26 protein-coding genes and 2 tRNA genes are annotated in these 24071 nt (G+C 56.4%); 17 read left to right on the top strand and 11 right to left on the bottom strand.

What is annotated here, in order from left to right:
- Positions 1-2: 2 nt before the first annotated feature.
- The 3 genes from SynBIOSU31_RS01925 to aroC are packed head-to-tail and all read left to right on the top strand — an operon-like array spanning position 3 to position 2486.
- A complete protein-coding gene (locus SynBIOSU31_RS01925; protein ID WP_186491669.1) occupies positions 3-860 on the top strand; it encodes a methyltransferase domain-containing protein in 858 nt (285 codons plus the stop codon).
- A 44-nt stretch (positions 861-904) separates the two neighbouring features.
- Positions 905-1363, top strand: a complete 459-nt coding sequence (locus SynBIOSU31_RS01920) for a cupin domain-containing protein (RefSeq protein WP_186491667.1) — start codon at positions 905-907, stop codon at positions 1361-1363.
- 34 nt (positions 1364-1397) lie between these two features.
- On the top strand, positions 1398-2486 hold the full coding sequence (gene aroC, locus SynBIOSU31_RS01915; protein WP_186491666.1) for a chorismate synthase: 1089 nt from the start codon (positions 1398-1400) through the stop codon (positions 2484-2486).
- Positions 2487-2502: 16 nt separating this feature from the next.
- On the opposite strand, the gene SynBIOSU31_RS01910 is transcribed toward aroC, so the two are convergent.
- From SynBIOSU31_RS01910 to psbO, 5 genes are all read right to left on the bottom strand, one after another.
- The gene (locus SynBIOSU31_RS01910) at positions 2503-3189 is read right to left on the bottom strand and encodes a hypothetical protein (protein ID WP_186491661.1); all 687 of its coding nucleotides are present in this window, start codon (positions 3187-3189) and stop codon (positions 2503-2505) included.
- Positions 3190-3241: 52 nt separating this feature from the next.
- Complete coding sequence (locus tag SynBIOSU31_RS01905) at positions 3242-3895, bottom strand: bifunctional 4-hydroxy-2-oxoglutarate aldolase/2-dehydro-3-deoxy-phosphogluconate aldolase (protein WP_186491660.1); 654 nt, start codon at positions 3893-3895, stop codon at positions 3242-3244.
- Positions 3870-5723 (bottom strand): ATP-dependent zinc metalloprotease FtsH3, encoded by a 1854-nt coding sequence (gene ftsH3, locus SynBIOSU31_RS01900; protein WP_186491659.1) that lies wholly within the window; start codon positions 5721-5723, stop codon positions 3870-3872. Before ftsH3 ends, SynBIOSU31_RS01905 begins: the two co-directional genes overlap by 26 nt.
- 46 nt (positions 5724-5769) lie before the next feature.
- Positions 5770-6936, bottom strand: coding sequence for a sulfate adenylyltransferase (sat, locus tag SynBIOSU31_RS01895; RefSeq protein ID WP_186491658.1), 1167 nt, complete (start codon positions 6934-6936; stop codon positions 5770-5772).
- A 143-nt stretch (positions 6937-7079) separates the two neighbouring features.
- Complete coding sequence (gene psbO, locus SynBIOSU31_RS01890; RefSeq protein WP_186491656.1) at positions 7080-7901, bottom strand: photosystem II manganese-stabilizing polypeptide; 822 nt, start codon at positions 7899-7901, stop codon at positions 7080-7082.
- Between the two features lie 118 nt (positions 7902-8019).
- On the opposite strand from psbO, the gene SynBIOSU31_RS01885 reads away from it, so the two are divergent.
- Positions 8020-8325: a hypothetical protein gene (locus SynBIOSU31_RS01885; RefSeq protein ID WP_186492779.1), complete on the top strand. Its 306-nt coding sequence runs from the start codon at positions 8020-8022 to the stop codon at positions 8323-8325.
- 37 nt (positions 8326-8362) lie between these two features.
- Here the strand turns inward: SynBIOSU31_RS01885 and coaBC are convergent, their stop codons facing one another.
- Both coaBC and isiD read right to left on the bottom strand, forming a co-directional pair.
- Complete coding sequence (gene coaBC / locus SynBIOSU31_RS01880; RefSeq protein WP_186491654.1) at positions 8363-9625, bottom strand: bifunctional phosphopantothenoylcysteine decarboxylase/phosphopantothenate--cysteine ligase CoaBC; 1263 nt, start codon at positions 9623-9625, stop codon at positions 8363-8365.
- A gap of 4 nt (positions 9626-9629) precedes the next feature.
- Complete coding sequence (gene isiD / locus SynBIOSU31_RS01875; protein ID WP_186492778.1) at positions 9630-9833, bottom strand: protein IsiD; 204 nt, start codon at positions 9831-9833, stop codon at positions 9630-9632.
- 71 nt (positions 9834-9904) lie between these two features.
- Between isiD and SynBIOSU31_RS01870 the strand changes: the two genes are divergently transcribed.
- The 6 genes from SynBIOSU31_RS01870 to SynBIOSU31_RS01845 all read left to right on the top strand — a co-directional run bounded on the left by SynBIOSU31_RS01870 (position 9905) and on the right by SynBIOSU31_RS01845 (position 12735).
- A tRNA-Ala gene (locus SynBIOSU31_RS01870) sits at positions 9905-9977 on the top strand.
- 10 nt (positions 9978-9987) lie between these two features.
- On the top strand, positions 9988-10161 hold the full coding sequence (locus SynBIOSU31_RS01865; RefSeq protein ID WP_370593652.1) for a PCP reductase family protein: 174 nt from the start codon (positions 9988-9990) through the stop codon (positions 10159-10161).
- Positions 10162-10164: 3 nt separating this feature from the next.
- Entirely contained in the window at positions 10165-10317 is a 153-nt protein-coding gene (locus SynBIOSU31_RS01860; RefSeq protein ID WP_186493191.1) for a hypothetical protein, read from the top strand.
- Between the two features lie 66 nt (positions 10318-10383).
- Positions 10384-10584 carry a hypothetical protein gene (locus SynBIOSU31_RS01855; RefSeq protein WP_006042295.1) on the top strand — a complete coding sequence of 67 codons (201 nt, stop codon included), beginning with the start codon at positions 10384-10386 and terminating at the stop codon, positions 10582-10584.
- A 225-nt stretch (positions 10585-10809) separates the two neighbouring features.
- Positions 10810-11151, top strand: coding sequence for a DUF565 domain-containing protein (locus SynBIOSU31_RS01850; RefSeq protein ID WP_186491650.1), 342 nt, complete (start codon positions 10810-10812; stop codon positions 11149-11151).
- Between the two features lie 78 nt (positions 11152-11229).
- A complete protein-coding gene (locus tag SynBIOSU31_RS01845; protein ID WP_186491648.1) occupies positions 11230-12735 on the top strand; it encodes an NAD(P)/FAD-dependent oxidoreductase in 1506 nt (501 codons plus the stop codon).
- On the opposite strand, the gene SynBIOSU31_RS01840 is transcribed toward SynBIOSU31_RS01845, so the two are convergent.
- On the bottom strand, positions 12684-13724 hold the full coding sequence (locus SynBIOSU31_RS01840; RefSeq protein ID WP_186491647.1) for an aspartate carbamoyltransferase catalytic subunit: 1041 nt from the start codon (positions 13722-13724) through the stop codon (positions 12684-12686). The genes SynBIOSU31_RS01845 and SynBIOSU31_RS01840 overlap by 52 nt on opposite strands.
- 16 nt (positions 13725-13740) lie before the next feature.
- Entirely contained in the window at positions 13741-14403 is a 663-nt protein-coding gene (locus SynBIOSU31_RS01835; RefSeq protein WP_186492777.1) for a DNA-3-methyladenine glycosylase, read from the bottom strand.
- 193 nt (positions 14404-14596) lie between these two features.
- On the opposite strand from SynBIOSU31_RS01835, the gene SynBIOSU31_RS01830 reads away from it, so the two are divergent.
- From SynBIOSU31_RS01830 to gatC, 4 genes are read left to right on the top strand one after another with little or no spacing between them, the layout of a single operon-like run.
- Positions 14597-15373, top strand: coding sequence for a queuosine precursor transporter (locus tag SynBIOSU31_RS01830; protein ID WP_186491646.1), 777 nt, complete (start codon positions 14597-14599; stop codon positions 15371-15373).
- 4 nt (positions 15374-15377) lie between these two features.
- Complete coding sequence (locus SynBIOSU31_RS01825; RefSeq protein WP_186491645.1) at positions 15378-15521, top strand: hypothetical protein; 144 nt, start codon at positions 15378-15380, stop codon at positions 15519-15521.
- Positions 15522-15565: 44 nt separating this feature from the next.
- Positions 15566-16354, top strand: coding sequence for a creatininase family protein (locus tag SynBIOSU31_RS01820; protein ID WP_186491644.1), 789 nt, complete (start codon positions 15566-15568; stop codon positions 16352-16354).
- Positions 16351-16644 carry an Asp-tRNA(Asn)/Glu-tRNA(Gln) amidotransferase subunit GatC gene (gene gatC, locus SynBIOSU31_RS01815; protein WP_186491643.1) on the top strand — a complete coding sequence of 98 codons (294 nt, stop codon included), beginning with the start codon at positions 16351-16353 and terminating at the stop codon, positions 16642-16644. The genes SynBIOSU31_RS01820 and gatC overlap by 4 nt, the downstream gene beginning before the upstream one ends.
- Before the next feature lies 1 nt (position 16645).
- On the opposite strand, the gene crtR is transcribed toward gatC, so the two are convergent.
- Both crtR and SynBIOSU31_RS01805 read right to left on the bottom strand, forming a co-directional pair.
- Entirely contained in the window at positions 16646-17674 is a 1029-nt protein-coding gene (gene crtR / locus SynBIOSU31_RS01810) for a beta-carotene hydroxylase (RefSeq protein WP_186491642.1), read from the bottom strand.
- A gap of 54 nt (positions 17675-17728) precedes the next feature.
- Positions 17729-17810: transfer RNA gene (locus SynBIOSU31_RS01805), tRNA-Leu, on the bottom strand.
- A gap of 54 nt (positions 17811-17864) precedes the next feature.
- On the opposite strand from SynBIOSU31_RS01805, the gene SynBIOSU31_RS01800 reads away from it, so the two are divergent.
- The 3 genes from SynBIOSU31_RS01800 (at position 17865) to SynBIOSU31_RS01790 (ending at position 24060) form a co-directional block, all read left to right on the top strand.
- Entirely contained in the window at positions 17865-18401 is a 537-nt protein-coding gene (locus SynBIOSU31_RS01800; protein ID WP_186491641.1) for a Ycf66 family protein, read from the top strand.
- 22 nt (positions 18402-18423) lie between these two features.
- Positions 18424-21333, top strand: a complete 2910-nt coding sequence (gene ileS, locus SynBIOSU31_RS01795; protein WP_186491640.1) for an isoleucine--tRNA ligase — start codon at positions 18424-18426, stop codon at positions 21331-21333.
- A gap of 159 nt (positions 21334-21492) precedes the next feature.
- Positions 21493-24060, top strand: coding sequence for a tyrosinase family protein (locus tag SynBIOSU31_RS01790; RefSeq protein WP_186491638.1), 2568 nt, complete (start codon positions 21493-21495; stop codon positions 24058-24060).
- Positions 24061-24071 lie beyond the last annotated feature (11 nt).

Here is a 24071-nt window from a genome sequence, read left to right as displayed (position 1 = left end):
CGATGACGAGCACTTATTCCGAAGCAGCCAGCACCGCAGCCAACTACTACGACAGTGATGATGCCGATCGGTTCTACGCACGCATCTGGGGCGGCGAGGACATTCACATCGGTCTTTATGAAGTTGCCGATGAACCGATTGCAACCGCAAGCCGTCGCACTGTCGACGCATTGATCGAACTGATGGATCAACCACTTCCCTCGAACGAAGCGAGCACGCTGAGGGTTGTTGACTTTGGGTCTGGCTACGGGGGAGCAGCCAGGCGACTCTGCAGCAGTCCTGGGATCTTCGTGGATGCCATCAACATTTCAGCAGTAGAGAACAACCGACATCGGCTGCTCAATCAAGAAGTCGGCCTCTCTGAGCGGATCACCGTTCACGATGCATCCTTCGAGGCGGTACCTCTCCCCAATGGCTGCGCCGATGTGATCTGGAGTCAGGACGCGATTCTCCACTCCGGTGACCGCCGGACGGTGATGCGGGAAGCAGCGCGATTGCTGAAACCAGGTGGCGTGATGGTGATGACCGACCCCATGGCAGCCGATGGCGTGACTGCTGATTCACTGACGGCGATTCTCGATCGCATTCACCTTGCGGATCTCGGGTCGCCTGAGCGGTATCACCGCTGGGGTACCGAAGCAGGACTAACACGCACTGCATGGTATGACCGCACACCGATGCTGATCGAGCACTACAGCAGGGTCCGCCTGGAGTTGCAACAGCGCCGGAAGGATCTGGAAAACAGCATCACACCGGGTTATCTGGAGCGGATGGATGCCGGGCTGGGCCATTGGGTTGATGGTGGCCAGTCAGGGAAGCTCAGCTGGGGCTTGATGCGTTTCGACAAACCACTGAAGTGATGGAGCCCATCTCAGACAAGTCCCCATCATCGAGCCACTCGCCGATGGAGGTCGTGAATCAAATGATTCAGGACTGGAGCCTCGAACCACATCCAGAGGGCGGCTGGTTCCGTGAGCTGTATCGGAGCACATCTCAGGTCACCCGTGCCGATGGCCAGCAGCGGGCGGCAATCACCAGCATCCTTTACCTGCTAAATGCAGGGTCCAGAAGCCGCTGGCATGCAGTCCATCAGGCCGATGAGGTCTGGACCCATCTGCAGGGAACACCCTTGAGTCTCTGGACTCTTGAACCGGAGGGAGGCAAAGCCATGCAGCATGTGCTCTCAATGCACAATCCTGTGCACGTGGTGCCCGCAGGCCACTGGATGGCAGCGCGCTCGGAGGGGCAGTACTCCCTGGTGAGCTGCTGTGTCGGACCAGGTTTCGACTTCAGCGACTTCGAGATGCTTCGAGACAGGCCTACATCTGAACAGCCGTCAGGGGCCCTAAGCGAGCTGATCTGAGCTCTCTTACGCTCAAACGAGTGAAGGCATTCCATTGGGCAGCAGTTTCGGCACCCTGTTCCGTATCAGCACCTTCGGCGAGTCCCATGGCGGCGGGGTCGGAGTAATCCTGGAAGGTTGCCCGCCACGACTTGAACTCGACTTGCCAGCGATTCAGGCCGAACTCGACCGGCGCAAGCCAGGCCAAAGCAGGATCACCACACCGCGCAAGGAGGCCGATCAGGTGGAGATCCTGAGCGGTGTCATGGATGGCATGACCCTGGGCACACCAATCGCCATGGTGGTGCGCAACAAAGATCAGCGACCCCAGGATTACCGAGAGATGGAGGTTACTTTTCGACCTTCCCACGCGGATGCCACCTATCAAGCGAAATACGGCATCCAAGCCCGCAGCGGCGGCGGCAGAGCCTCAGCACGCGAAACGATCGGCCGGGTGGCTGCCGGTGCCATTGCCCGACAGTTGCTCTACAAGGCCAATAGCACCGAGGTGGTGGCCTGGGTCCGACGCATTCATGACCTCGAAGCGACGGTGGACATCAACGCTGTCAACCGCGAAGACGTGGAAGCCAACATTGTGCGATGTCCGGATTCTGAAATGGCCGAGCGCATGATCGAACGGATTGAAGCAATCGGCCGCGAGGGCGACTCCTGCGGCGGTCTAATTGAATGCGTTGTCCGTAAGCCTCCCGTAGGCCTCGGAATGCCTGTATTCGACAAGCTGGAAGCAGATCTGGCCAAAGCGGTGATGTCACTACCCGCCACCAAAGGTTTCGAGATTGGCTCAGGTTTCGCCGGAACGCGGCTGAAAGGGAGCGAGCACAATGATGCTTTTCTTCCAAGCGATGAGGGCCGGCTGCGCACAGCCACCAACAATTCCGGTGGCATTCAGGGAGGCATCAGCAACGGCGAGCCAATTGTGATCCGAGTTGCATTCAAGCCAACCGCAACGATCCGCAAAGAGCAGAAAACGATCAATGATCGAGGGCAAGCCACCACTCTTGCCGCCAAGGGTCGGCATGACCCTTGTGTGCTGCCCAGAGCCGTGCCGATGGTGGAGGCAATGGTGAATCTGGTCCTAGCTGATCACCTGCTCAGGCAGCAGGGTCAGTGCAGCCTCTGGTGAGGCCGCACTAGAGAAATCAACTACGAGCCGGAGACGTGATGCCGCTTCCGCTTCCCAACTGAGCTGCAGCTTTCGCCATACGTCCAGCCACAGACCCAGCAGGGGATGACTTAGTGGCCTTGCGGGCACGGCGAGCCGGGCGTGGCTTGCTCACAGTGCTCACGGTTGTTGACGTTGTCGTTGCCTTTTTGGCGGCTCTGGTCGTAGTCGGCTTGCGAGAGGCGGGTTTCTTTGTGGAAGCCTTGGCGGCTGCAGCTTTCGCTGCTGGAGCCTTGGCTGTAGAAGCCTTCACGGCAGCACGCTTCTTAGCAGCGGGCTTTTTAGCTGCAGGTTTTTTAGCTGCAAGCTTTGAAGCTGCGGGCTTTTTGGCAGACGACTTTTTAGCTGCCGACTGGCGAACAGGCTTACCAGGAGACTGACGGTTGCGATGGCTCAACACCATCACCCACTCTTCATCGCTGAGCGAAGAGGGTTTACTCCCATGGGCATTGGCCAGCTTGGCAGCCTTTTCGATGTCCTGAATGAGATTGACCCAAGAGGTCGAGAAGCGTTTGTCGGATTGCGAGCGAGCCCCGCTTTCCACCAGCGTCTCGACAACGCCGGAGGCGGTGACCTTCTTGCGACGACGATTGAAAATTTCCTTCTGCAACTGAGCGATCAAAGCGTCAGCTTTGTCGCTCAACTTGATGGATAGCTGAGACATCGTCTCCAAAACATCTCTCTTATCTGTAGCAGATGGGTCTCATTACTACAACTCATGCGCCCATCCAGGCGGCAAGGGAGGGATCAAAACCATCGCCTTCGAACACCGTTCGACCAAGAGCAATGGCGTCATATCCAGCTTCCAGCCAGGAGTTGAGGTCATCGGCACGCAAGCCTCCAGCAGCAATCATGAAAGGAAGATTGCCCATCGGCGTAGCGATCTGACGATAAAAGCTTCGGCCCAGCACGCTTGCTGGAAACAACTTCACCAAACGGCAACCCAGATCACAGGCATACCTGATCTCAGAAGGCGTCATCACACCTGGCACCAATAGAAAATCGAGCAGCTTTGCCCTTCGCTGTAGCTCCCTGTCCAATAGCGGCGACATCGCGTAGCTGAATCCAAGTTCAGTCACCTGCTGGAGAGCCGACAGCTGCGTGATCGATGCCGCTCCAAGGGACAGATGTAAATGACGAGATCTCGCCGCCATCACAAGATCACTCCAGCGGGGATGCTCAATCCAAGCAATCTCAACATGCTGAACACCCGCCTCTACCAGCTGATCGAGCTGACGGCAGAGACGGGTGATGGAAAAGACTTGCTCTAGATCGCGTCTATCTGGACGCAAGACGATCAGAAGAGGCTGGACCCGCAGCGAGCGGATCAAAGCCTCATCAGGCTCAGACGTATTCGGCAATGCGGACATCACTGCGAATTAGCAGGTCCTGGAACTCTTCTGCATCCACAGTTTCCTGATCCACAAGCAGTTCTGCGAGTTCATCGAGCACAGAACGGTTATCGACAAGAACCTTGGTGGCACGCCTATAAGCCAGTGCAACAAGATCGGAGACTTCTTCGTCGATTGTTGCCGCAGTGTCCTCAGAGAAGTCGCGTTCAGCCGCGATATCGCGTCCAAGGAACATTCCACCCTGGGAACGCCCAAGAGCTACCGGACCAAGCTTGTCGCTCATACCGAAGCGGGTGATCATCTGCCTTGCAGTTGAGGCCACCTGCTGAAGATCGTTGGAAGCTCCGGTGGTGACTTCGTCTTCTCCGTAGACGATCTCTTCAGCGACACGACCGCCGAGCGCAACAGCCATCTGATTTTGCAGATAGGTGCGGGAATAAAGACCCGACTCCATCCGCTCTTCGCTTGGAGTGAAGAAGGTCAAGCCACCAGCATTACCACGTGGAATGATCGAAATCTTCTGAACAGGGTCGTAATCAGGCATCAGGGCGCCGACCAAAGCATGGCCAGCCTCGTGATAAGCGACGAGACGCTTACGACGATCACTCATCACGCTGTCCTTTTTCTCAGGACCAGCCATTACTCGCTCAATTGCGTCACTGATCTCGTCGTTGCTGACTTCGCTCAGATCGCGGCGAGCGGCAAGGATTGCCGCTTCATTCAGCAGGTTGGACAGATCGGCTCCGGTATAACCAGGCGTCCGACGGGCCACCTTGTCGAGATCGACATCCTTAGAGAGGGTCTTGCCACGGGCATGCACTCCGAGAATTTGTAGGCGACCTGCATAGTCGGGCCGATCAACCGTGACCTGGCGATCAAAACGACCGGGGCGCATCAGGGCTGAGTCAAGAACATCAGGCCGGTTAGTAGCCGCAACGATGATGATTCCGGTATTGCCCTCGAAACCATCCATCTCCGTGAGCAACTGGTTGAGCGTCTGTTCACGCTCGTCATTGCCGCCACCCATGCCAGCTCCACGCTGGCGACCGACTGCATCAATTTCATCGATAAAGATGATGCAGGGGGCATTTTTCTTCGCCTGTTCAAAAAGATCGCGAACACGGCTAGCACCAACGCCAACGAACATCTCGACAAACTCCGAACCGGAGATCGAGAAGAAAGGAACGCTGGCCTCACCAGCCACAGCTTTGGCAAGCAGGGTTTTACCGGTACCAGGGGGGCCGACCAGCAAAACACCCTTGGGAATCTTGGCTCCGACAGCGGTGAAGCGATCAGGATTCTTGAGGAAGTCAACAACTTCAGTGAGTTCGAGTTTGGCTCCTTCAATACCCGCAACGTCACCGAAGGTAGTTTGCGTGGAAGGCTCCATTTGCACTCGAGCCTTGCTCTTACCGAAATTCATGGCCTGATTACCGCCACCACCGCCGGACTGCGCGCGACGGAAAAGGAAGAACAAACCACCTAGCAGCAGCAAGGGGAAGATCAGGCTTGAAGCAGCCTGCTGCCAGGCGCCGGGCTGACGGGAGGGCTGAACAGCGATATCAACGTTGTGATCGGTGAGCAGCTTGAGCAAGTCCTTATCGGGAGCGAGATTCACCTCAGCGCGGCGACCATCGGTTTCGACAACCTGAGCTGTACCACGATCGGGAGAAAGGAGCACTCGGCTGACCTGATCTTCCTGGACCCTTTCAACAAAATCGCTGTAGCGAAGAGAACGTGCCTCAGGTTGAGGGGCTCCGCCACCTCCAAAAAAAGCCGGTGCGATCACAACGATCGCGAGCACTAGAAGGGCCCCAAGGCCGATGTTTCGCCAACGTTTGTTCAAGGGTCTTTCGCCTCTGATGAAGGAATGTTAATAGGAAGCTGTGAGCTCAGGTGGAACGGAGTACATCCACGACGCTCTTGAAGGCGAACCACTCGGGGATCTCTTCACCGCTGCGTAGCATTTTGCGGAATTGAGTGCCGCTGAGCTTCTTCACGTGCAGCCCTCTGGCCTCAGCGTGTTCCGCGGTGACGTAACCCTCCTCCTCCGTATAAACGAGGTTGAGAGAGGGCACGGTTTCCATGGTCAGCTCGGGCGCACACTCCTTGGCAAAGTTCTGAGCGTCGTAGGGACCGTAGAAGTCGTCACCGCTCAGGGAGGACTTGCAGCCGGCCATGTCACGACCAATGATGAAGTGGGTGCAGCCGTAATTGCGGCGGATGATCATGTGCTGCAGGGCCTCACGGGGACCTGCCATATGCATGGCGTAGGGAAGATAGGCCCATCGAATGCGAGCGTTATCCACCTCGGCAGCAAGTCGCTCGTAGGTCTGAAATCGCACGGATCCAGGAATGTCATCCTGCTGGGTGGGACCGCAGGTGGGATGTACAAGCACAACAGCGTTCTCACTGACGTTGCTGGCATGCAGAGCTCGAGTGAACAGCTCGTAATGGGCCCTGTGGATGGGATTACGGCATTGGAAGGCCACAACGTCCTCGCCTTCGGGCAGACCTGCGCGAACCTCAGCTGGAGTTTTGCAGGGGAATACGCGCGAAGGCAGTGCAAGGCCCTGAATCAGACCACCGAGGTAAAAACGGCGGCGTTCGGTAACGATCATTCGCACAGCCGGATGTTCCAGCGACGTGGTGCCGTAGCAGCCCTTGGCCTCAATGACCTTGTCTGGCTCCCACTTGTCCTCAACGGTGAGCAGAGCAAGGTCCTGGCCTTTGTAGGTGAGCAGAATCTTCTGCCCGATCGTGATGTCCTCACGATCGGTATCCATCACGATCGGCAGTCCGAACAAATACCCCGTAGTGGTGCGGTTCCCTGACACCACTGCGTCGTAATCGGCCTGGTGCATGAAACCCCTTTCAGGAGAAAAGCCACCGACCACCAACAGCTCAACGTCACATGCATTGCGATCGGAACACTCGATGCTGCTGCTGGCTGAAGCCTTCAGCGCAGCTTTGTCACCCTCAGGAACCATCAAATCCACCAGGGTGCCGCCATAGGGAGCGATCACACCGGTCGGAGAGGAAGGGGTGCTGGCAGTCATGAAAAGCCGGAGTGGTTTAGGGAGACGGCGCGATTCTCCCAGACAACAGCCTGCAGCTTCAGCGAACAGGGGTCACAACAAAAAAGGGGCCGAAGCCCCTCGTTGCTGATCCAACTGTGTTGAATCGAACTGAGTTGAAGGAATCAGACTTCCTCAAGCTGGCCGAAGAGCTCTCCAGTGATTTTCACGTCAACAACTTCACGACCACCCATATCTGAGTCGGAGGGCTGAATCGCGGAGAACACGCCAGCGAATTCGCCGGTTTCGGGATCAACTTTGGTGATGGACAGACTCATCACACCCTGACCATCGATGTAGCGCTTCTTGTTTTCCTTATCGAGCTTCTGGTAGTCACCACCGAGACCGATCAGGCCCTGGGGGTAGTCCACCCCAGTGGTGAGAGCACGACCTTTTGGATCAATGAAGTTGCTAGTGCGGTAGCTGGGTGTGCGGTACTCACCCTCGAAGTCAGTACTGGTGGTGATGGCAGCACCCTCAGCCTGAGCCTGGAGATTCTTACTGGAGAACGTGAAAGGAAACTCCTCACCACCGGGAACCAACACGGTGATGGGCTGGAAGTCAATGCCGCCTTTCTCTTTGAAGGAGAGGCTGTTCTCACTCACGACGAGGTCTCCATAGACCTGATCGAGGCTGGAGGTGTAACGGGTAAGGATCTTGCCTTCGACGAACTGAGCTTCCTGGCGCTTGTTAGCGGGCTCACCCTTCACGAAGACCTGGCTGGGATGCATGCAGATGGCACGCAGCTGGTAATCGGTCCCAGGTGTGAGTGGAATCGTGCCGCGGGCGGACTCAGGAAGCGTGGGGCAATCATTCGCCTTGCCAGTGTTACGGATGTCGTCGTACGTGATGTTCGAGCGATCAACAGCCTGAGCATCTCCGCTGCAGGCAGTGACGAAGGTCAGACAGAAAGCCAGCACAAGGGCCAGCAGAGGACGGATGCGCATGGAGGAGAAGCCGAAACCCCGGCTATTGACGAAGTCAACCGGACAGGCGGATCTTACAGGTGTCAAACGGCCGCACCGGCTAGCGTTTTGCACGTCTCAACAACGTGAAGTGTTCTCAATGCAGCACGACGGCAGTGAAACCATCAAGGAAAAGCTGCAGCCGGCGCTGAAAACACTCCGTGAGCTCTCAGATCAGCATCAAGGCGATCCCGAGTCTCTGCTGTTGCTTTTGCGAGATCTGGAAGCCCTTCACAGAGAGATTCAGGATGGTGCGTTTCGGGAAAGCCTTCCCGAAGACCGCCAAAAGCTGTTCGCTCTGCTCAAAACGATGGAACGCAGCGGAGGTTGGCCCTACATCCCCCGCCTTCAATTGCGCACCTTCATCGACCTGCTGGAGCAGGATCCCGCCGACATGGCTGCTTGAACTGGATGGCTGCTTCAAGTTGGGCTGGCTGCCTACTTCAAGTGGTCCGATTGATCTCCAACAGTCGATCCAGCAACCGGTGGGATAAGACGAGCTTGTCCTCGAGAGGACAGACCTGATGATGATTCCCAGGCCCTAAAAGCCAGCCGCTGTTCTGATCACTGTCGAACCCCTGACCGAGGCGGTCAACAGGATTGACCATTAAGAGATCACAGCCCTTGGCTTGGAGCTTTTGACGACCGAGCTCAAGTATTTGCTGGTCAGAACCTGTCAGAGCGGCAAAACCCAGCACAGATTGACCCGCAGAACGCCTACCCACTAGTGATTGAAGTAGATCAGGCACCAGCTCCCAACCACCCTCCATCGAGCCAATAAGTTGCTGCTTCGGTAGCTTTTCCACAACGCTGGAGCTGGTGCGGCGCACATCGGACACAGCAGCGCACATCAACACTGCATCTGCTTTCGGCTGCAATTGTTGGAGCATGTCGTCCATGGCAGCACTGCCCACCACTGGATGACACTGCAGACCTTCCAGCCATGACGGTGGAACCTGCAGCGGGCCATGCACCAAATCAACGGTCGCACCGCGTAGATGAGCGGCCTGGGCAAGCAGAACACCCATGCGGCCACTGCTGCGGTTGGACAGGACGCGAACACAGTCCAAAGACTCCAAAGTCGGACCGGCGCTGACCAGCACATGCTTCCCACGCCAATCGGATTTGAGCAGGCCCTGAGAAGTGGCTTGTAAGAGGGCGCTTGCGGCAGCCAGCTCAATTCTGACGGGGTCAGACATGCGGCCTGTGCCGAGTCGATCACAGGCGAGCAGACCACCCTCAGGCGCCAGGGGCAGCACACGAGGATCGTCAAGCAGAAGGTTCCAGTTGCGCTGAACTGCTTTGTGTTTCCACATGGCGGTGTTCATCGCTGGCGCCGCCAAAACTGGACACTCACAAGCCAACAGAAGACTGGCCAGCAATCCCTCGCCATCGCCCTGAACCCAACGGGACAGAGATGTTGCACTGAGAGGGGCCACCACCACCAGATCCGCCCATTCAGCGAGTTCGATATGCAGTGGTCGCGGGCGCACAGGATCCCATTGGTCCTTGTCTTGCAAGCAAGGCTGACGACTGAGCGTTGCCAGAGCCAGTGGGCTCACCAAGCGGGCAGCGCTGGCGGTGAGCACACAGCGGACCTGAGCCCCCGCCTGAACAAGCGCACTGACCAGCAGCGGAGTCTTGACAGCCGCAATACTTCCCGAGGCAGCCACCAGCACCCGTCGTCCGTTCAGCAGTCCTGGCATTGGCTCAGTCCTCGTCGAAGGGTTCCTGGTCGATCAGATGGGCATAGGGAGCGGTGAGCTCCGGTCGATGGATGGCGAGGGCCCTTAACAGATGCCAGTCACTCAAGCCTTCAAAGGGAGTTGGGTAGTCGTCGTACTCCAAACGGCGCGCCAGCATCGCAACTGATGCCTCATCAAAGGAAGCCAGTCGCTCCGGAGTGATCAGCATGCGGGCACGAAGCACTGGTGATCATTTTGCCTTTGAGTGCTTTTGAAAACCGGCGCTAAGTTGCACACCCCGGGGATTTAGCTCAGCTGGTAGAGCGCTGCGATCGCACCGCAGAGGTCAGGGGTTCGAATCCCCTATTCTCCATCGTGGTCTTTTGAGATCAAGGTTGAATTGGAGTGCTGAAGCAGAGAAGTTGCTCAAGGAAGTCCCCTTTTTTGTGCGCCCGGCAGTTCGCCGAAGGATTGAATCAATGGCCCGGGAGTGCCTACTTGACTGCATTGATTCAAGTTTTTACGCCAGAGCCAGGGCGAAGTTTGCGAAGCGCTAAACCATGATCTGGCCCACGCTTGGCTTTAGGCATGCGAGCCGGCCTTCGCTGCTCATTGCGCTCAGCATCACCGCCTGCCTTTCAGTGCTCGTCAGACCTTCCGCTCTATTGACCTACGGTCTGATTCTTCTGGCAGGTGGCCTTTCTCGCCGTTGATTGAGGCTGTTAGAAGCGTTCCAATCAGGCCATGCGGTAAAAGAGAGGCTGAGAAAGCCACGATTGATGTCTCAGTCGAAAAGAGAACAGGTAGTGAGCCATCTGCGCTACATCCGCCAGGAACTCAGGGAAATGCATCAGGGCGTCATGGAAGACGGCCTCCTTCCAGAAGCCGGAGAAGTGCGTGGCGTGATGGCTCAAATGGAAGCGCTACTTGAACTTCTTGAAGGCAAAAGCTCTCGGAAAGCAAAAGCTGAATCCGATTGATCCTGAAGCCTCCCCTTGCCAACCAGAGCTGTTCAGGCTTTTCTTTGGAAAGAAACTTTCACAGGATCAGTCAATTTCAGGCTTTTTGCATCAAAAGCCTCAATATGTAGCGGTTGATAGAGGCAATCACCCCACAAATGGTGTATACATTGAGAGGCAGGGTTCGGGCCGGGTGATGGGGATCATCGGTTGTTGTCCCTGCCTCTCTTTTAAGGGGAGGCCCAAGTGACAGCGCCTCTCCAAGCGACACGACTTCAGCGAACGTTCGGCGAAGCCACGACGAGGCTTGATCTGTGGGCGACTAATCCCTGGAGGAGAGCATCACTCCTGCTCATCGCCCTAACGGGAAGTTTCATGATCGGGAACGGAGTGGCTTCCGTCTCAGGTGCTCTCAATCTGATGGATCCTGTGGCAGCGATGCTCAGTGTCGGGCTGATGGAAGTAATGGTTCGGGCAAGAAGGCACTGGGCCAAAGAACGCAACAGTCACTTAGGTCGACAACTGCTCGATATGACGCGAATTGGGCTGCTTTATGGATTGCTACTTGAAGGATTCAAGTTGCTTTAACCAGCACCAAGTTGCGAGAAGCGCAGACAAAACCTTCCGGCATCCATACGCTGAATTGAGATTTTCAATCTTGCTTCCATGGCTGGAGAGCATTATTTCCTCGAGCTGGATCCACCTCAAGAGCGCCTTCGTCATGCGCCCCACGTCGTCATTGTGGGCGGCGGATTTGCGGGTGTTCGTGCCTGCAAGGCGCTGGCCAAGGCAGACGTTCGCGTCACCCTGATCGACAAACGCAACTTCAATTTGTTCCAGCCTCTGCTTTATCAAGTTGCGACAGGGCTGGTCTCTAGCGGTGATGTAGCAACTCCCTTACGACAGCTCGTCGGACGCCAAAGCAACGTGCAGGTTCTGCTTGGCGAAGTGACTGAGATCAAGCCAGAAGAGAAGCAGATCGTCTTCAGCGGCAAGGCCTACAGCTATGACCACCTAGTGCTGGCAACAGGATCCGGAAGCACCTTCTTTGGCCACGAAGAGTGGCGGACCTTTGCACCACCGATGAAAATCCTGGAGCACGCCGAAGAGATCAGACGGCGGTTGCTGATGGCCATGGAGCAGGCCGAACAGACTCCTGACCCTGAGGCACGTCGCTTCCTACAGACCGTCGTGATCGTTGGAGGAGGGCCCTCCGGTTGCGAAATGGCAGGAGCCGCCTCCGAGTTAATGCGCAATGCCATGCGCAAGGAATTTCGCCAGCTGAATCTGGAAAACACCAGGATCATTCTGGTCGACCCAGGCGACCGCGTCCTCAGAGCGATGCCCAAAGAGCTCTCTCAAGCTGCGCAGAAAACGTTGTCAGCGCTTGGCGTGGAGTTTCTGTTCAAAGGGCGTGTTCAGAGCATGCAACCCGGTGAAGTGATTGTGGGAACACCCGATGGTGAGCGCCGTCTGCAGGCAGCCACAGTGATCTGGACCGCCGGTGTTCGGCCCTCTCACCTGGGGCGCAAATTGGCGGATTCCGTGGGCTGCGAGACGGACCGTGCCGGCCGCGTGATTGTGGAGCCAGACTTCTCCATGAAGGGGCATCCCGAGATCCGAGTGGTGGGTGATCTCTGCTGCTACAAGCACACCCGAGATGGAAATCAGCTGCCTGGAATGGCAGGACCTGCAACCCAAGCAGGAGGATTTGTGGGCAAAGATATTGCCGCAATTGTGGCCGGCGGATCACGGCCGAATTTCAGTTGGTTTGATTTCGGCAGCATGGCCGTACTGGATCGCGTCGACGCGGTCGCAGACTTGCGTGGATTGAAATTCAAGGGCGGTCTTGGCTGGCTGCTTTGGGCCGCTGCTCACCTCGCCTTCATGCCCAATGAGGAGAATCGCTTCTCGTTACTACTGAAATGGATCTTTGCGGTGGTCTCTCAAGCCAGAGCATCGATGTTGCTGACAGGCATGCCAAGTCAGCACATGGGGTTGGACGCACCGGATGCTGCGTTCCCGATGGCACCAGGCGCAGGCCCATCCATCTCAGAGCCTGGAGCAGCACTGCGAGCAGCGATGGACTACTACTCCAATCAGGTTTCCGGTCTTTCACCTCAACCCAAAGCAGGAGAGTCCACAGAGGATTCCGCCGCTGCCATCAAATAAAGCAAGGCCATCCTGATTGGGATTCCATTGCTCACCTGACTCTCCACCAGGTTGGCGCTCAGGTCATCGAGCAGGGCACCACTCATCTCGATCCCCCGGTTGACTGGGCCAGGGTGCAGCACAGGAATCGAAGCGCCGCATCGAGCCAAGCGCTCATGGCTGAGACCGTAATCACGGTGGTAACGATCAAGTGCGCTGAGCAGGTGCTGACGCATGCGTTCCTTCTGCAAGCGCAGGGTCATCACCGCATCAGCCCCATTCAGCGCAGCATCAAGGTCGCGGCAGATGGTCAACGAACCGCGCTTCGCAACGGGATCACTGGCCTGGCCTGGCGGCGGTCCAGCGATGAAATTGGCGAAAGCATCTGGCAGCAAACTGGGCGGACCGCAGAGCACGACTTCGGCACCACAGGCAGTCAGAGCCCAAAGATTTGAGCGCGCCACACGGGAATGGAGCACATCGCCAACAATCACGATGCGACGACCATCCAGAGCCTGCGGCAGAGGACGACTGGGGGCAAAGTGGTGAGCAAGGGTATAAAGATCGAGCAGTCCCTGACTGGGATGGCTGTGCAGACCATCACCGGCATTAAGGATCACGGTGCGTTCACCGGTGCGTTCGAGGGCTTCCGCCAGCTGGCGAGGCACACCCGTGCAGCGGTGACGCACCACGAGCATGTCGGCGCCCATGGCCACATAAGTGCGTGCTGTATCGAGCAGTGACTCCCCCTTGCTGAGCGAACTGCTCGAGGGCGAAAAACTGGAGACGTCTGCAGAAAGGCGCTTGGCAGCCAGCTCGAAACTGCTGCGGGTCCGCGTGCTTGGCTCAAAAAACAGGGTGGCCACCAAGCGACCCTGCAGGGCAGGCAGGCGACGAGCACCTGTGGCCGGCATCGATCTGAAGCGATGGGCCAACTCCAGGACAGTCGCAAAGTCTTCTAACGAAAAGGCTGCGAGATCAAGGATGTGTCGGTGTGTCCAGGCGCTCAACTGGCCTCACCTCACTTCAGACCATCGTAGATGGGTATGGCTCAGGTGCCCAGCTCGCGCTGAGCTGGAAGGCATCGGTTGGCTTTGGTGAGCGATCGCCACGCGCGCGTTTGCTGATGCTGCGACTGCTCTTCAAATACCAACGCAGAGGCAGCTGCTCCCCCTGGCTGACCCCAATCCTGGTGGTCGTCACCAAAGCAGGTTCGATGAGCTCCGAGGGGCGGGGTGCCAACCAGAGATCACAGTCTCCACAAACCGACAGAGCATCACAATTGCGATCGATCCCGAAACGACGTGCCAGCAAACCAGGCCCTGCCGCTATCCGTTCAGGCTCGCCAGGCATCGCAACGGCACGTAGCAACACTCCGTTCGCCCATTCAGGACGATCGGTGACCACATTCACGCAATGGTGAATGCCATAGCTCACGTACACGTAGAACCGACCAGGCTCACCAAACAGCGTTTCGTTCTGCGGTGAACGGCGGCGGTAACCATGACAGGCAGGCTCATCCTGCGCATACGCCTCCGTTTCCACAATCACGCCCCAAAGCAAACTTTCATCGCTCTGGCGTTTCACCAACCTGCAGCCCACTAGCTCAGGTCCAACAACTTCTGCGGGGCGGCAGAAGAAAGACTTAGGAAGAGACGGGAAATCTGAGGTGATGAGTTGAGTGACGATGAGAGTGGCTTAAGCGACTGTTTCAGTGCGCTTCCTGCAGGTTCGCAGAGGAGATTCAGGTGCGTAAACATCGCCAACAACGCCGAATCAGTTGGCCATGTGGAGCCTGCCTGACGCATCCACCCCGAGCATTGAGGCCAAAAGCGAGCGGGAAGAGAACCTGCCAGCCTGAAACCATCGAGAAGCGTCAACAATGAATCCAGCGCTGCAGCAACGGCGAGAGTTCTGCTTTCTGGTGCTGGCCGGATTGTTTCTGGGCACGCTTGGCATGCTCAACATCCTTGGCCTGACCCGTTTTCTCGAACTTGGGCACATTGGCTCCTGGCCAATTGTGGTGGCCGTTGGCGCCCTGCCATACCCCATCACGTTTCTCTGTACAGATCTGATCAGCGAGCTCTGGGGAGAGAGGAGGGCAACCCAGGTTGTGTGGGTTGGCCTGCTTCTCAACGGCTGGGTGGTACTGATCCTCTGGCTGGGCGGAGTCTTGCCAGGAGTGGAAGGTGCACCGGATGCCACCTTCTTCGAGATTCAACGCCTGGCCTTTGGATCCGTGATCGCCTCCATGGCCGCCTATCTCACCGCACAGTTTGTGGACGTGCGCATGTTCCATTTCTGGAAAAGGGTGAGCAATGGCAAGGCCCTCTGGCTGCGTAACAACGGCTCCACGCTGGTGAGCCAGCTGGTCGACACCAGCGCGGTGGTACTGATCAGCCATTACGCCTCTGGCGTCTTACCTGTACGGCCCGGCGAACCAGTGGCTCCGCAACTGATCTCGTTCATTGCCAGCGGCTATCTGTTCAAATCGGCGGCTGCACTGGCAGACACCCTGCCGTTCATCTGGATCACAGGTCGACTGAGACAGTGGCTTGAGATCCCGAGCAGCGGCAGTGAGATCGGGGGCGATGACGATCCCAGCATGCAAGTGATGACAAGCACCAATCCGCTGCCAGGCTTAGAGAAACAGTTCTGACGCCATGGATGCTGCACTCTCCGGTTTCAACCTGGGCACAGTGTTGCTATTCGGCAGCGGCTTCTTCGTGGCGGCCACGTTCTTGGTCGGCACCTGGGGTGGGTATTACAACACCGATCAGTACGACGGCAACGGCACAGCCCACTAGCGCCAGCTCGCAAGATCGATTTTCAAGCCAACGCCAAGCGCGGCATGTCTTCCATTCTCCCCGGCCCGGCCGACAACAAAGACGCGATTCGCCTGGCTCTGCAGAGCTGGCCAGACGTTGACCAATATCTTCAGGGCTGCAAGGGAATCATCGTCCCCCTCGGATCCACTGAGCAACATGGACCAACTGGAGCTATCGGCACCGACGCCTTGACCGCCGAGGCCGTGGCGCTCGAGCTCGGACAGCTCAGCGGTGTACTGGTCACGCCTGTGCAGGCCTTTGGCATGGCCGAACACCATCTGGGCTTCTCCGGCACTATGAGCCTGCAGCCTGCAACTTTGCTGGCCGTAATGCACGACCTCGTGATGTCACTGGCCACCCACGGCTTCGAGCGGATCCTGGTGGTGAACGGTCATGGCGGCAACATTGCCACAACCAAGGCAGCTTTCGCGCAGGCCTACGGCACCGCCGCAAGCCGCGGCCTGGAAGTTGCCCCACGCCTGCGCTGCAGGCTGGCGAATTGGTTCATGGCCGGTTCGGTGATGAGGCGGGCCCGCGAGCTCTATGGCGACCGCGAAGGGCAGCACGCCACTCCCAGCGAAATTGCCGTCACCTTGCATCTCCATGACAGCCTGATCAGCAAGCAGAGATCGCTGCCAGATCCAGCACCCTGCGGATCGATTCATGGGCCTGCGGACTTCCGCCGCCGCTACCCCGACGGACGCATGGGATCAGACCCCTTTCTGGCCAGACCAGAACATGGCCAAGAGCTTTTGAACACAGCAGCGAAGGCGTTGCGCGAGGATCTAGAAAATTTTCTCGCCGCTGCATGAGCAAGATCACCGCCGACGACGTGCGCAAGGTGGCCCATCTGGCCCGCCTCGATCTGCCTGAAGAGAAAATCACGACCTACACAGGGCAGCTCGAGCGCATTCTCGATTATGTGGATCAGCTCCAGGGCGTTAACACCGAAGGTATTCCGCCAACCACACGTGCTGTGGAAGTGGTCAATGCCACAAGAGAAGACAAGGTGGAGCCAACCCAGGTGCGGGAAGAGCTTCTCGAACAAGCACCTTTAAGAGAAGGAGACTTCTTTCGGGTACCCAAAATTCTGGCTGAATAATTCAGCGAGTAGACGAACGCCTCGGCTCGGTTTTGATCGCAATCTGGTTGACAAATCCAAGCCAGGATCGCTGCAATCGCCGCAAAGGCATGAATCTGGCAACGCGACGCATTTTTCCCCTACGGCGTTTGTGACTGCGGACACCAACAAGAATGTCGTAGAGAAAATTGTATCCATCGCGGCGCGTTTCAAAAATTCCCAAGCGCTGAGGAGAGCCTTTGGAATCAAGTAAAGGTTTTGTGGCCTCATAGGCAGGTTTGTAATCAAACCAGGGGATAGAAGGCCAGAGGTGATGGATTAAGTGATAGTTCTGACCCATGATCAACCAATTCATCATTCGCCCCGGATAGATCCTTGAGTTCTTCCAGCGGTTACGAGACGTAAAAGGTCGGTGAGGCAAATAATCAAAAAACAAGCCCAGAGTCACTCCCACCATTAGAGCTGGAGCAAACCAGCAGTTGAAAATGAAGGGGAGAAACTGAAATTTGACCGCAGCAAGCACGATGACCAGAAACACGCTGCGCTCGAGACCCCACTGCATCAATTCCCAGCGCTTCCACAACCTGCGCTGGAAGAAAAACCACTCGTGATAGAAGAACCTGGGAGCAATTAACCAAAGAGGTCCGAAAGTGCTCACGATGTGATCTGGATCATTTTTGGGATCATTCACATGAGCGTGATGCTCGAGATGAACCCTAGTAAAAACAGGAAAGCTGAAGCCAAGCAACAGTGCTGAGCCATGCCCCATGGCCTGATTAATCCAGGGAACCGGATGTGCTGATTTATGGCAGGCGTCATGAATAACAGTGCCTTCCAGGTGCAAAGCCAGAAAGCCCGTGGCCAACAGCACCGGCAGGGGCCAACCCGCTGAAAACCAGCCCCAGATGGTCAGTGCGGCCAGCACATAACCACCAATGAACAACCCAAGAGTGAGGTTCAACGCTGCAGGCGGTGCCAGGAACTCCCTCGGCACAGAGCGCAAGCGAGTCTCGGCGCCTTGCGTTGCAGGTTGTACGAAAGCCTGTGTCATCAACGAGGGGTGATTGGCTAACCGCAGTAAGTGAAACCAAATTAGGGAAACGGATGCCCACCGGGGGACTTGAACCCCCACGACCGAAGCCACTGGTACCTAAAACCAGCGCGTCTACCAATTCCGCCAGATGGGCAAGTTGCAACTCTAGGCAGAGAACCAGAATGCACTCAGACATGCGGATGCCTTGATGCTGGCCACAATCGCTGGAGACCTTTGTCTGCTGCTGGGCCTAGCGGTACTGTTTTTACCATTGCTCGCCACTGAACTCAGTCGACCCAGAGACGGAATCTGGGGAGGCATTGTGCTGCTGCTGGGCTTGGTTTTGGTCACCAGCAGTGACCGCCTACGCGGCGCACCGATGCTCGCCGTCATCTGCAGCGCATTGCTGATCAGTCGACTCGGCGCGGAAGTGGCCCAATCGCGCTGGCAACGACTCAGCCAGGACGAGCAACAGCGCCTGCAATCGAAGGAGCGCTGGGCGACGAGCGCACAACAGCTCAGCATGTCCGTCACCACACTGCTCGCCAATCTTCGATCTGCGGTTGGCAGCCTGAAGCCTGAGCCACCGGCTGACAACCGCGAAGAGGGCAGCAGCCGCAGCGGCAAACGCTGGGTTCGGCCGGAGGACTCCAATCAGCAAGACAGCTTGGAGGAAGCTCTTTCAACGGCATTGGAGCAGCCCAAGGAGGCAACCGCACCCAAGTCGGCCAACGAGGACGGATAATTCCGTCTGCAGCTGCCCAACCGTGAGCAAGGAGACGCGCGACGCCAACGCCGAAGGACGTCCCTCCTACAAGGACACGCTCAACCTGCTGCAGACCAGCTTCGGGATGCGCGCGAATGCCGTACAGCGGGAACCAGAGCTGCAGTCTTTCTGGGCCGACAACGGAATTGACCTGAAGCTGGGCCTGGACAATTCAGGTCCGATCTTCACACTGCACGACGGTCCGCCCTACGCCAATGGCCCCCTGCATATGGGCCATGCCTTGAACAAGGTTCTCAAGGATGTGATCAACAAATATCAGATCCTGCGAGGACGCAAGGTTCGTTATATCCCTGGCTGGGACTGCCATGGCCTGCCGATCGAACTGAAAGTGCTGCAGTCGATGGATCAGGATCAGCGCCAAACGCTCACCCCGATCAAACTGCGCAAAAAAGCCGCTGCCTACGCCCGCAAGCAGGTGGACAGCCAGATGAAAGGGTTTCAGCGCTGGGGCATCTGGGCCGACTGGCAAGAGCCTTACCTCACCCTTCAGAAGACCTACGAAGCGGCCCAGATCAAGGTCTTCGGCGAGATGGTGCTTAAAGGGCACATCTATAGAGGTCTCAAACCGGTTCATTGGAGCCCCAGCTCGCAGACAGCACTAGCGGAGGCAGAGCTCGAGTACCCCGATGGCCACACCAGCCCCAGCATTTACGTCGCCTTCCCTGCGGTTGAAGTACCTGCGCTGCTGCGCGACGCCCTCAGCACAGAGGGCATCGCATTGCCAAGTAATTCCGACGCACTCGGGAAGACACTTCAGGTGGCGATCTGGACCACAACCCCCTGGACGATTCCGGCCAACCTGGCGGTCTCCGTCAATGAACGCCTGGAGTATGCCCTCGTCGACGATGGCCAGGGGCGGCTGCTTGTGGTTGCCGCCGACCTCATCGACTCCCTTGCCAGAACGCTCGAACGACCACTCGTCCGCAAAGCCACGGTGAAGGGATCGCTGCTCGCTGGACTGACATACCGCCATCCCTTACTGGACCGCACAAGCCCCGTTGTGATCGGCGGTGACTACATCACCACTGAATCAGGCACAGGCTTGGTGCACACGGCCCCAGGCCATGGAGTCGACGACTTTTATACAGGCCAGAAAAACGGCCTGCCTGTTCTGTGTCCTGTCGACGAAGCCGGCACGCTCACCCAGGAGGCGGGCCCCTTCGCCGGTCTCAACGTCCTGAAGGACGCCAACCCAGTCATCATCGAAGCACTCGAGACGGCAGGGGCACTGCTGAAGCAGGAGGCCTACGGACACCGCTACCCCTATGACTGGCGCACGAAAAAGCCCACGATCTTCCGTGCAACCGAACAGTGGTTCGCCTCCGTCGACGGCTTCCGCCAGCAGGCCCTCGATGCCATCGATCAAGTCGAGTGGACTCCAGCTTCAGGTCGAAACCGTATCGAAGCGATGGTGAAGGAACGGGGTGACTGGTGCATCTCACGTCAGCGAACCTGGGGTGTGCCGATCCCCGTCTTCTACAACCGCAGTGGAGGCGACGTACTGCTCAACGCCGACACGCTCGCGCATATCGAAGCGCTGATCGCCGAACACGGCGCCGATGTGTGGTGGGAAAAGGACGAAGCTGATCTACTACCGCCCGCCTATGCCGATCAGGCTGAGCAGTGGCGCAAAGGCAGCGACACCATGGATGTGTGGTTCGACTCCGGCTCCAGCTGGGCCGCAGTGTCCAGCCAGAAAGAGGGCCTTAGCTATCCCGCCGATCTGTACCTGGAGGGCTCCGACCAACATCGCGGCTGGTTCCAGAGCTCACTGCTCACGTCGGTTGCCGTGAATGGTCATGCCCCGTACCAGCGAGTACTCACCCACGGTTTCGCCCTGGATGAGAAAGGTCGCAAGATGAGCAAATCATTGGGCAACGTTGTCGACCCGATGGTGATCATCGAGGGCGGCAAGAACCAGAAGCAGGAGCCTGCCTACGGCGCTGATGTGCTGCGCCTATGGGTGAGCTCGGTTGACTACTCCGCTGATGTGCCGATCGGTTCTGGCATCCTTCGCCAGCTCGCCGATGTCTACCGCAAGGTGCGCAACACCAGCCGCTACCTGCTGGGCAACCTCCACGACTTCAACCCAACCGACGACGCCGTTCCTGTGGCGGAGCTGCCGTTGCTGGACCGCTGGATGCTCCAGCGCACTGCAGAGGTGATGGATGAGATCACAGCAGCCTTCGAGAGCTACGAGTTCTTCCGCTTCTTCCAGTTACTGCAGAACTTCTGCGTGACCGACCTGTCGAACTTTTATCTCGACATCGCTAAGGACAGGCTCTATGTGAGCGCTCCCGCAGACCGCCGACGGCGAAGCTGCCAAACCGTGATGTCGCTGATCATCGAACGCCTGGCAGGAATGATCGCTCCGGTGCTTTGCCACATGGCGGAAGACATCTGGCAAAACCTCCCCTACGCGGTGGAGGAAAGATCAATTTTCAACCGCGGCTGGCCGAACGTTCCGACCGACTGGCGCGATCCGACCCTCAGCGAACCGATTCAGAGGTTGCGCGAATTACGTGCTGCTGTGAACAAAGTTCTGGAGGAGTGCCGAAGCCAACAGGAACTCGGGGCATCGCTTGAAGCAGCGGTAAGGATCGAAACCCGAAATCCCGAACTGCAAGCGGCTCTCTACTGGTTGAACGAGAACGGAGACACGGAAGCGGATGGTCTGCGTGACTGGCTGTTGGTGTCCCAGCTGCAATTAGGGGGAGAGCCCTGGGCCGAACTCCTGGCCACCCAGACGGACGACACCGCGATCATCGAGGTCAGCAGAGCCCGTGGAATCAAGTGCGAACGCTGCTGGCATTACGAGGGTGATATCGGGCAGCACAGCCAGCATCCAGCACTCTGTGGGCGCTGCATCGGCGTTCTGGCCAGGATCTGAGACCTCAGAAGCATCAAATTGCTAATGCAAACCAATGCAATATCAACCCTCTGATCGATAACTACGCAGGCACCAAAACAAAAAGGAAAACAATTCATGTTTAAACAGGTTCACAGCACAAGAAACGACTGCTAGATAGGGAAATCAGATAATTCCACAATGTCTTTCAGTCAGCTGGCGGAACGATTCTCCGAAGCCAGCATGGAGACCTTTGACACCAGTTTCGTTCGCCATAACGTCAAGACAGAAGCAGGACAACAAGCCCTCAAGCTTTACGAAACAGCCGTTGGGCTGATGAAGCAACGGTCAGCAGACAACGCAGGCGACCCTCTGGGCTGGAATTATCAGGCCGGAATTCACGGGACTTTTGAACCAGACAGACAATCTCTTGCGACCTGGGCGGCAACCAATGGTTATGTCGAAAGCGCAGACGACGTGCTGCTAGGAAACACAGCCCTGATGAATTGCACTCACTTTAGGGATTTATGGGGCCAAGATGATGGGAACACCTCACCAGCTGTTATCTCAAGGCAGGATGATTCTGGGATTAATTTTTTAAGCTGGCATCGTCTTTATCTTCAAAGCTTTGAAGAAGTTGCACGCACAGTCCTGCAAGCCGCAGGAATCCAGGGAGCTGACACATGGGCACTTCCCTACTGGGAGTACACCAAGCAGGGGGAAGACATCATTCCCGAACCATTTCGCGACACCTTATCCCCTCTCCATGAAGCCAGTCGCAGCGTACTGATCAATGAAGGAATCAGCCTCAGCAACATCCTGATTCGTGAAGGAATTACGGTTCTTGATTCCATCCAAACAGGTCTGAATACTGCACAAGCACAAACTAGCTTTAAAAGCTTCAATGAACTCTTAAATGCAAATCCACATGGCACGATGCACGTTGCGCTAGGAGGCGCCTATGACAACTTTTTCGAGAACTCAGCCCTGGCCTCGCCATCCGGCCAGGAATCGATCAGCAACGACGATGTCAATCTGGCCCTGCAAGACACCGCCAAAGCCTTAGGCGCTTCCGATGCGAGTGGATTCCCATTTGGGCTTATGTATAACGTCGAAGGTGCTGCCTTTGATCCAATCTTTTGGATCCATCACTCCTATATTGATAAACTGCTAAGTGACTGGAATTTTTCTGATAAAGCAAGCTACTTGAGCACAAGCGAATTAACCAATAATCCCTGGAATTATCAATTTTTTGCGCCGTCATCAAGTGGAAGTGAAGACTCAACAACTTTTTCACAATGGGGAGCCGATCCAACCAGAGTTCTGAGCAGTCTTTACAGCCCCAACTACACCTACGACCAACTGGATGAATTCACAGAAAAAGGTCCCAATCCAGCCACCCTTTTACTGGAATTACCCTCATACCGCCCAATAGCAAGCCAAAAAAACCTCAACAACATTTCGCTGACAACCCTGGAAGACAACAAATTACTCACTCAAGCGATCACAACAAACCTGCCACTGAGCATTGATCAGATTCGAGACCTTTCAGATACTACAAAAAAAATCAACCCAATATCCATCGAAATCGACCTGGATTACAAGATTAAAATGAATAGCTCAGCACCAATCAAGATTATTATTGGCGGAGCCGAGCAGATCAGCCAACTCACGAGTCAGGAGAAAATAGATCAATTCGACTTCCTACCCTCCTTAACCATCAGCTCATTCCCAATGGGAGGGGGATCGGAAATGCGCATGGACGCAAGCATCTCTTTTGATATCGCAGCAGCTATCAATCAGAAATTAACCGAGAGGGGCGGCGCGGCCAGGGAGCAACTCAACAACTATTTATCTACTTATGGAGGCGAACAACCAGGAATTATTATTAGCTCTACAGCAAATGACTTAACGTTAAGTCAACTCACTACCACGATCAATCAAAACCTCAAAACAATCAATTCCAACGGCGGCACATTCGACGACGCGGCCTATCTCGCCGGCAACCCAAATCTCCTCTCCGACTCAGTGGCGCTTAGTGACCCAGAAGCATTTTTCAATACGAACCGCACAACAGGCGAGATCACGCCGTTTGTGAACTTCAGGGCCGCAGCCGTGGGAATGCGTTATCTCACAACCAATCCGGAATTGATTAACGACGGCATCAGCGCATCACCATATGAAGCCATTACCAACTATTTGGATTTCGGCCAGAGAGCTGGACTTGCACTGGGCGACGCACAAGAATTGTCAGCAAAAAACTGGCTCGACAGCAATGCCAACTCACCCGTATTTAATTTCAGCGCTCTGGGCTCGGATGAGTCAATGACAGCTGACATCGTCATTGGTCGCGATGCAGACTATGCACCCACTGTTGGGTTCTTCAGCGTTCTTGACTTGACCGGAACCGTCGAAGCGAAAAACGGCAGACTGCTGTCTCCAGGTGATGAGGACTATGCGAAAGAAGCCCTGCGAGATAACAATATTTTCGATTCATTGACTGGTCTGACGACTGACTCAGACGAAGCTTCGATCAAAACCGCCACCTTCAATGGCGAGACTGGCTATCTAGCACCATATGCAATCGTCAATGGACAAACATTTTTCGGATTTGCCGACGCCAATAAAGACGGCATCAGCCATTTCTACCAACTCGGTAAAAATCTATTGGGATTGGAAGATATTTTTGGAGGCGGAGATGCCGATTATGACGACCTCTTGATCAGCTTTAACTTCAGCTCAGCGGAGCCCTCCGTGGCGGCAGTTTGATCGCAACTCAA

Source organism: Synechococcus sp. BIOS-U3-1 (assembly GCF_014279975.1).
GTDB lineage: Bacteria > Cyanobacteriota > Cyanobacteriia > PCC-6307 > Cyanobiaceae > Synechococcus_C.
Note: the sequence above shows the minus strand (reverse complement) of the source record. Positions and strands in the feature narration are given on the sequence as shown.

Bases quoted from the DNA above. Each gene is read 5' to 3' on its own strand.
- crtR (WP_186491642.1), bottom strand. From the start codon at position 17,674: ATGACACAGGCTTTCGTACAACCTGCAACGCAAGGCGCCGAGACTCGC.
- SynBIOSU31_RS01825 (WP_186491645.1), top strand. From the start codon at position 15,378: ATGGATGCTGCACTCTCCGGTTTCAACCTGGGCACAGTGTTGCTATTC.
- coaBC (WP_186491654.1), bottom strand. From the start codon at position 9,625: ATGCCAGGACTGCTGAACGGACGACGGGTGCTGGTGGCTGCCTCGGGA.
- gatC (WP_186491643.1), top strand. From the start codon at position 16,351: ATGAGCAAGATCACCGCCGACGACGTGCGCAAGGTGGCCCATCTGGCC.
- SynBIOSU31_RS01830 (WP_186491646.1), top strand. From the start codon at position 14,597: ATGAATCCAGCGCTGCAGCAACGGCGAGAGTTCTGCTTTCTGGTGCTG.
- SynBIOSU31_RS01800 (WP_186491641.1), top strand. From the start codon at position 17,865: ATGCTGGCCACAATCGCTGGAGACCTTTGTCTGCTGCTGGGCCTAGCG.
- SynBIOSU31_RS01925 (WP_186491669.1), top strand. From the start codon at position 3: ATGACGAGCACTTATTCCGAAGCAGCCAGCACCGCAGCCAACTACTAC.
- SynBIOSU31_RS01820 (WP_186491644.1), top strand. From the start codon at position 15,566: ATGTCTTCCATTCTCCCCGGCCCGGCCGACAACAAAGACGCGATTCGC.
- SynBIOSU31_RS01790 (WP_186491638.1), top strand. From the start codon at position 21,493: ATGTCTTTCAGTCAGCTGGCGGAACGATTCTCCGAAGCCAGCATGGAG.
- SynBIOSU31_RS01855 (WP_006042295.1), top strand. From the start codon at position 10,384: ATGTCTCAGTCGAAAAGAGAACAGGTAGTGAGCCATCTGCGCTACATC.
- psbO (WP_186491656.1), bottom strand. From the start codon at position 7,901: ATGCGCATCCGTCCTCTGCTGGCCCTTGTGCTGGCTTTCTGTCTGACC.
- sat (WP_186491658.1), bottom strand. From the start codon at position 6,936: ATGACTGCCAGCACCCCTTCCTCTCCGACCGGTGTGATCGCTCCCTAT.
- SynBIOSU31_RS01845 (WP_186491648.1), top strand. From the start codon at position 11,230: ATGGCTGGAGAGCATTATTTCCTCGAGCTGGATCCACCTCAAGAGCGC.
- SynBIOSU31_RS01885 (WP_186492779.1), top strand. From the start codon at position 8,020: ATGCAGCACGACGGCAGTGAAACCATCAAGGAAAAGCTGCAGCCGGCG.
- SynBIOSU31_RS01860 (WP_186493191.1), top strand. From the start codon at position 10,165: ATGATCTGGCCCACGCTTGGCTTTAGGCATGCGAGCCGGCCTTCGCTG.
- isiD (WP_186492778.1), bottom strand. From the start codon at position 9,833: ATGCTGATCACTCCGGAGCGACTGGCTTCCTTTGATGAGGCATCAGTT.
- SynBIOSU31_RS01905 (WP_186491660.1), bottom strand. From the start codon at position 3,895: ATGTCCGCATTGCCGAATACGTCTGAGCCTGATGAGGCTTTGATCCGC.
- SynBIOSU31_RS01920 (WP_186491667.1), top strand. From the start codon at position 905: ATGGAGGTCGTGAATCAAATGATTCAGGACTGGAGCCTCGAACCACAT.
- SynBIOSU31_RS01910 (WP_186491661.1), bottom strand. From the start codon at position 3,189: ATGTCTCAGCTATCCATCAAGTTGAGCGACAAAGCTGACGCTTTGATC.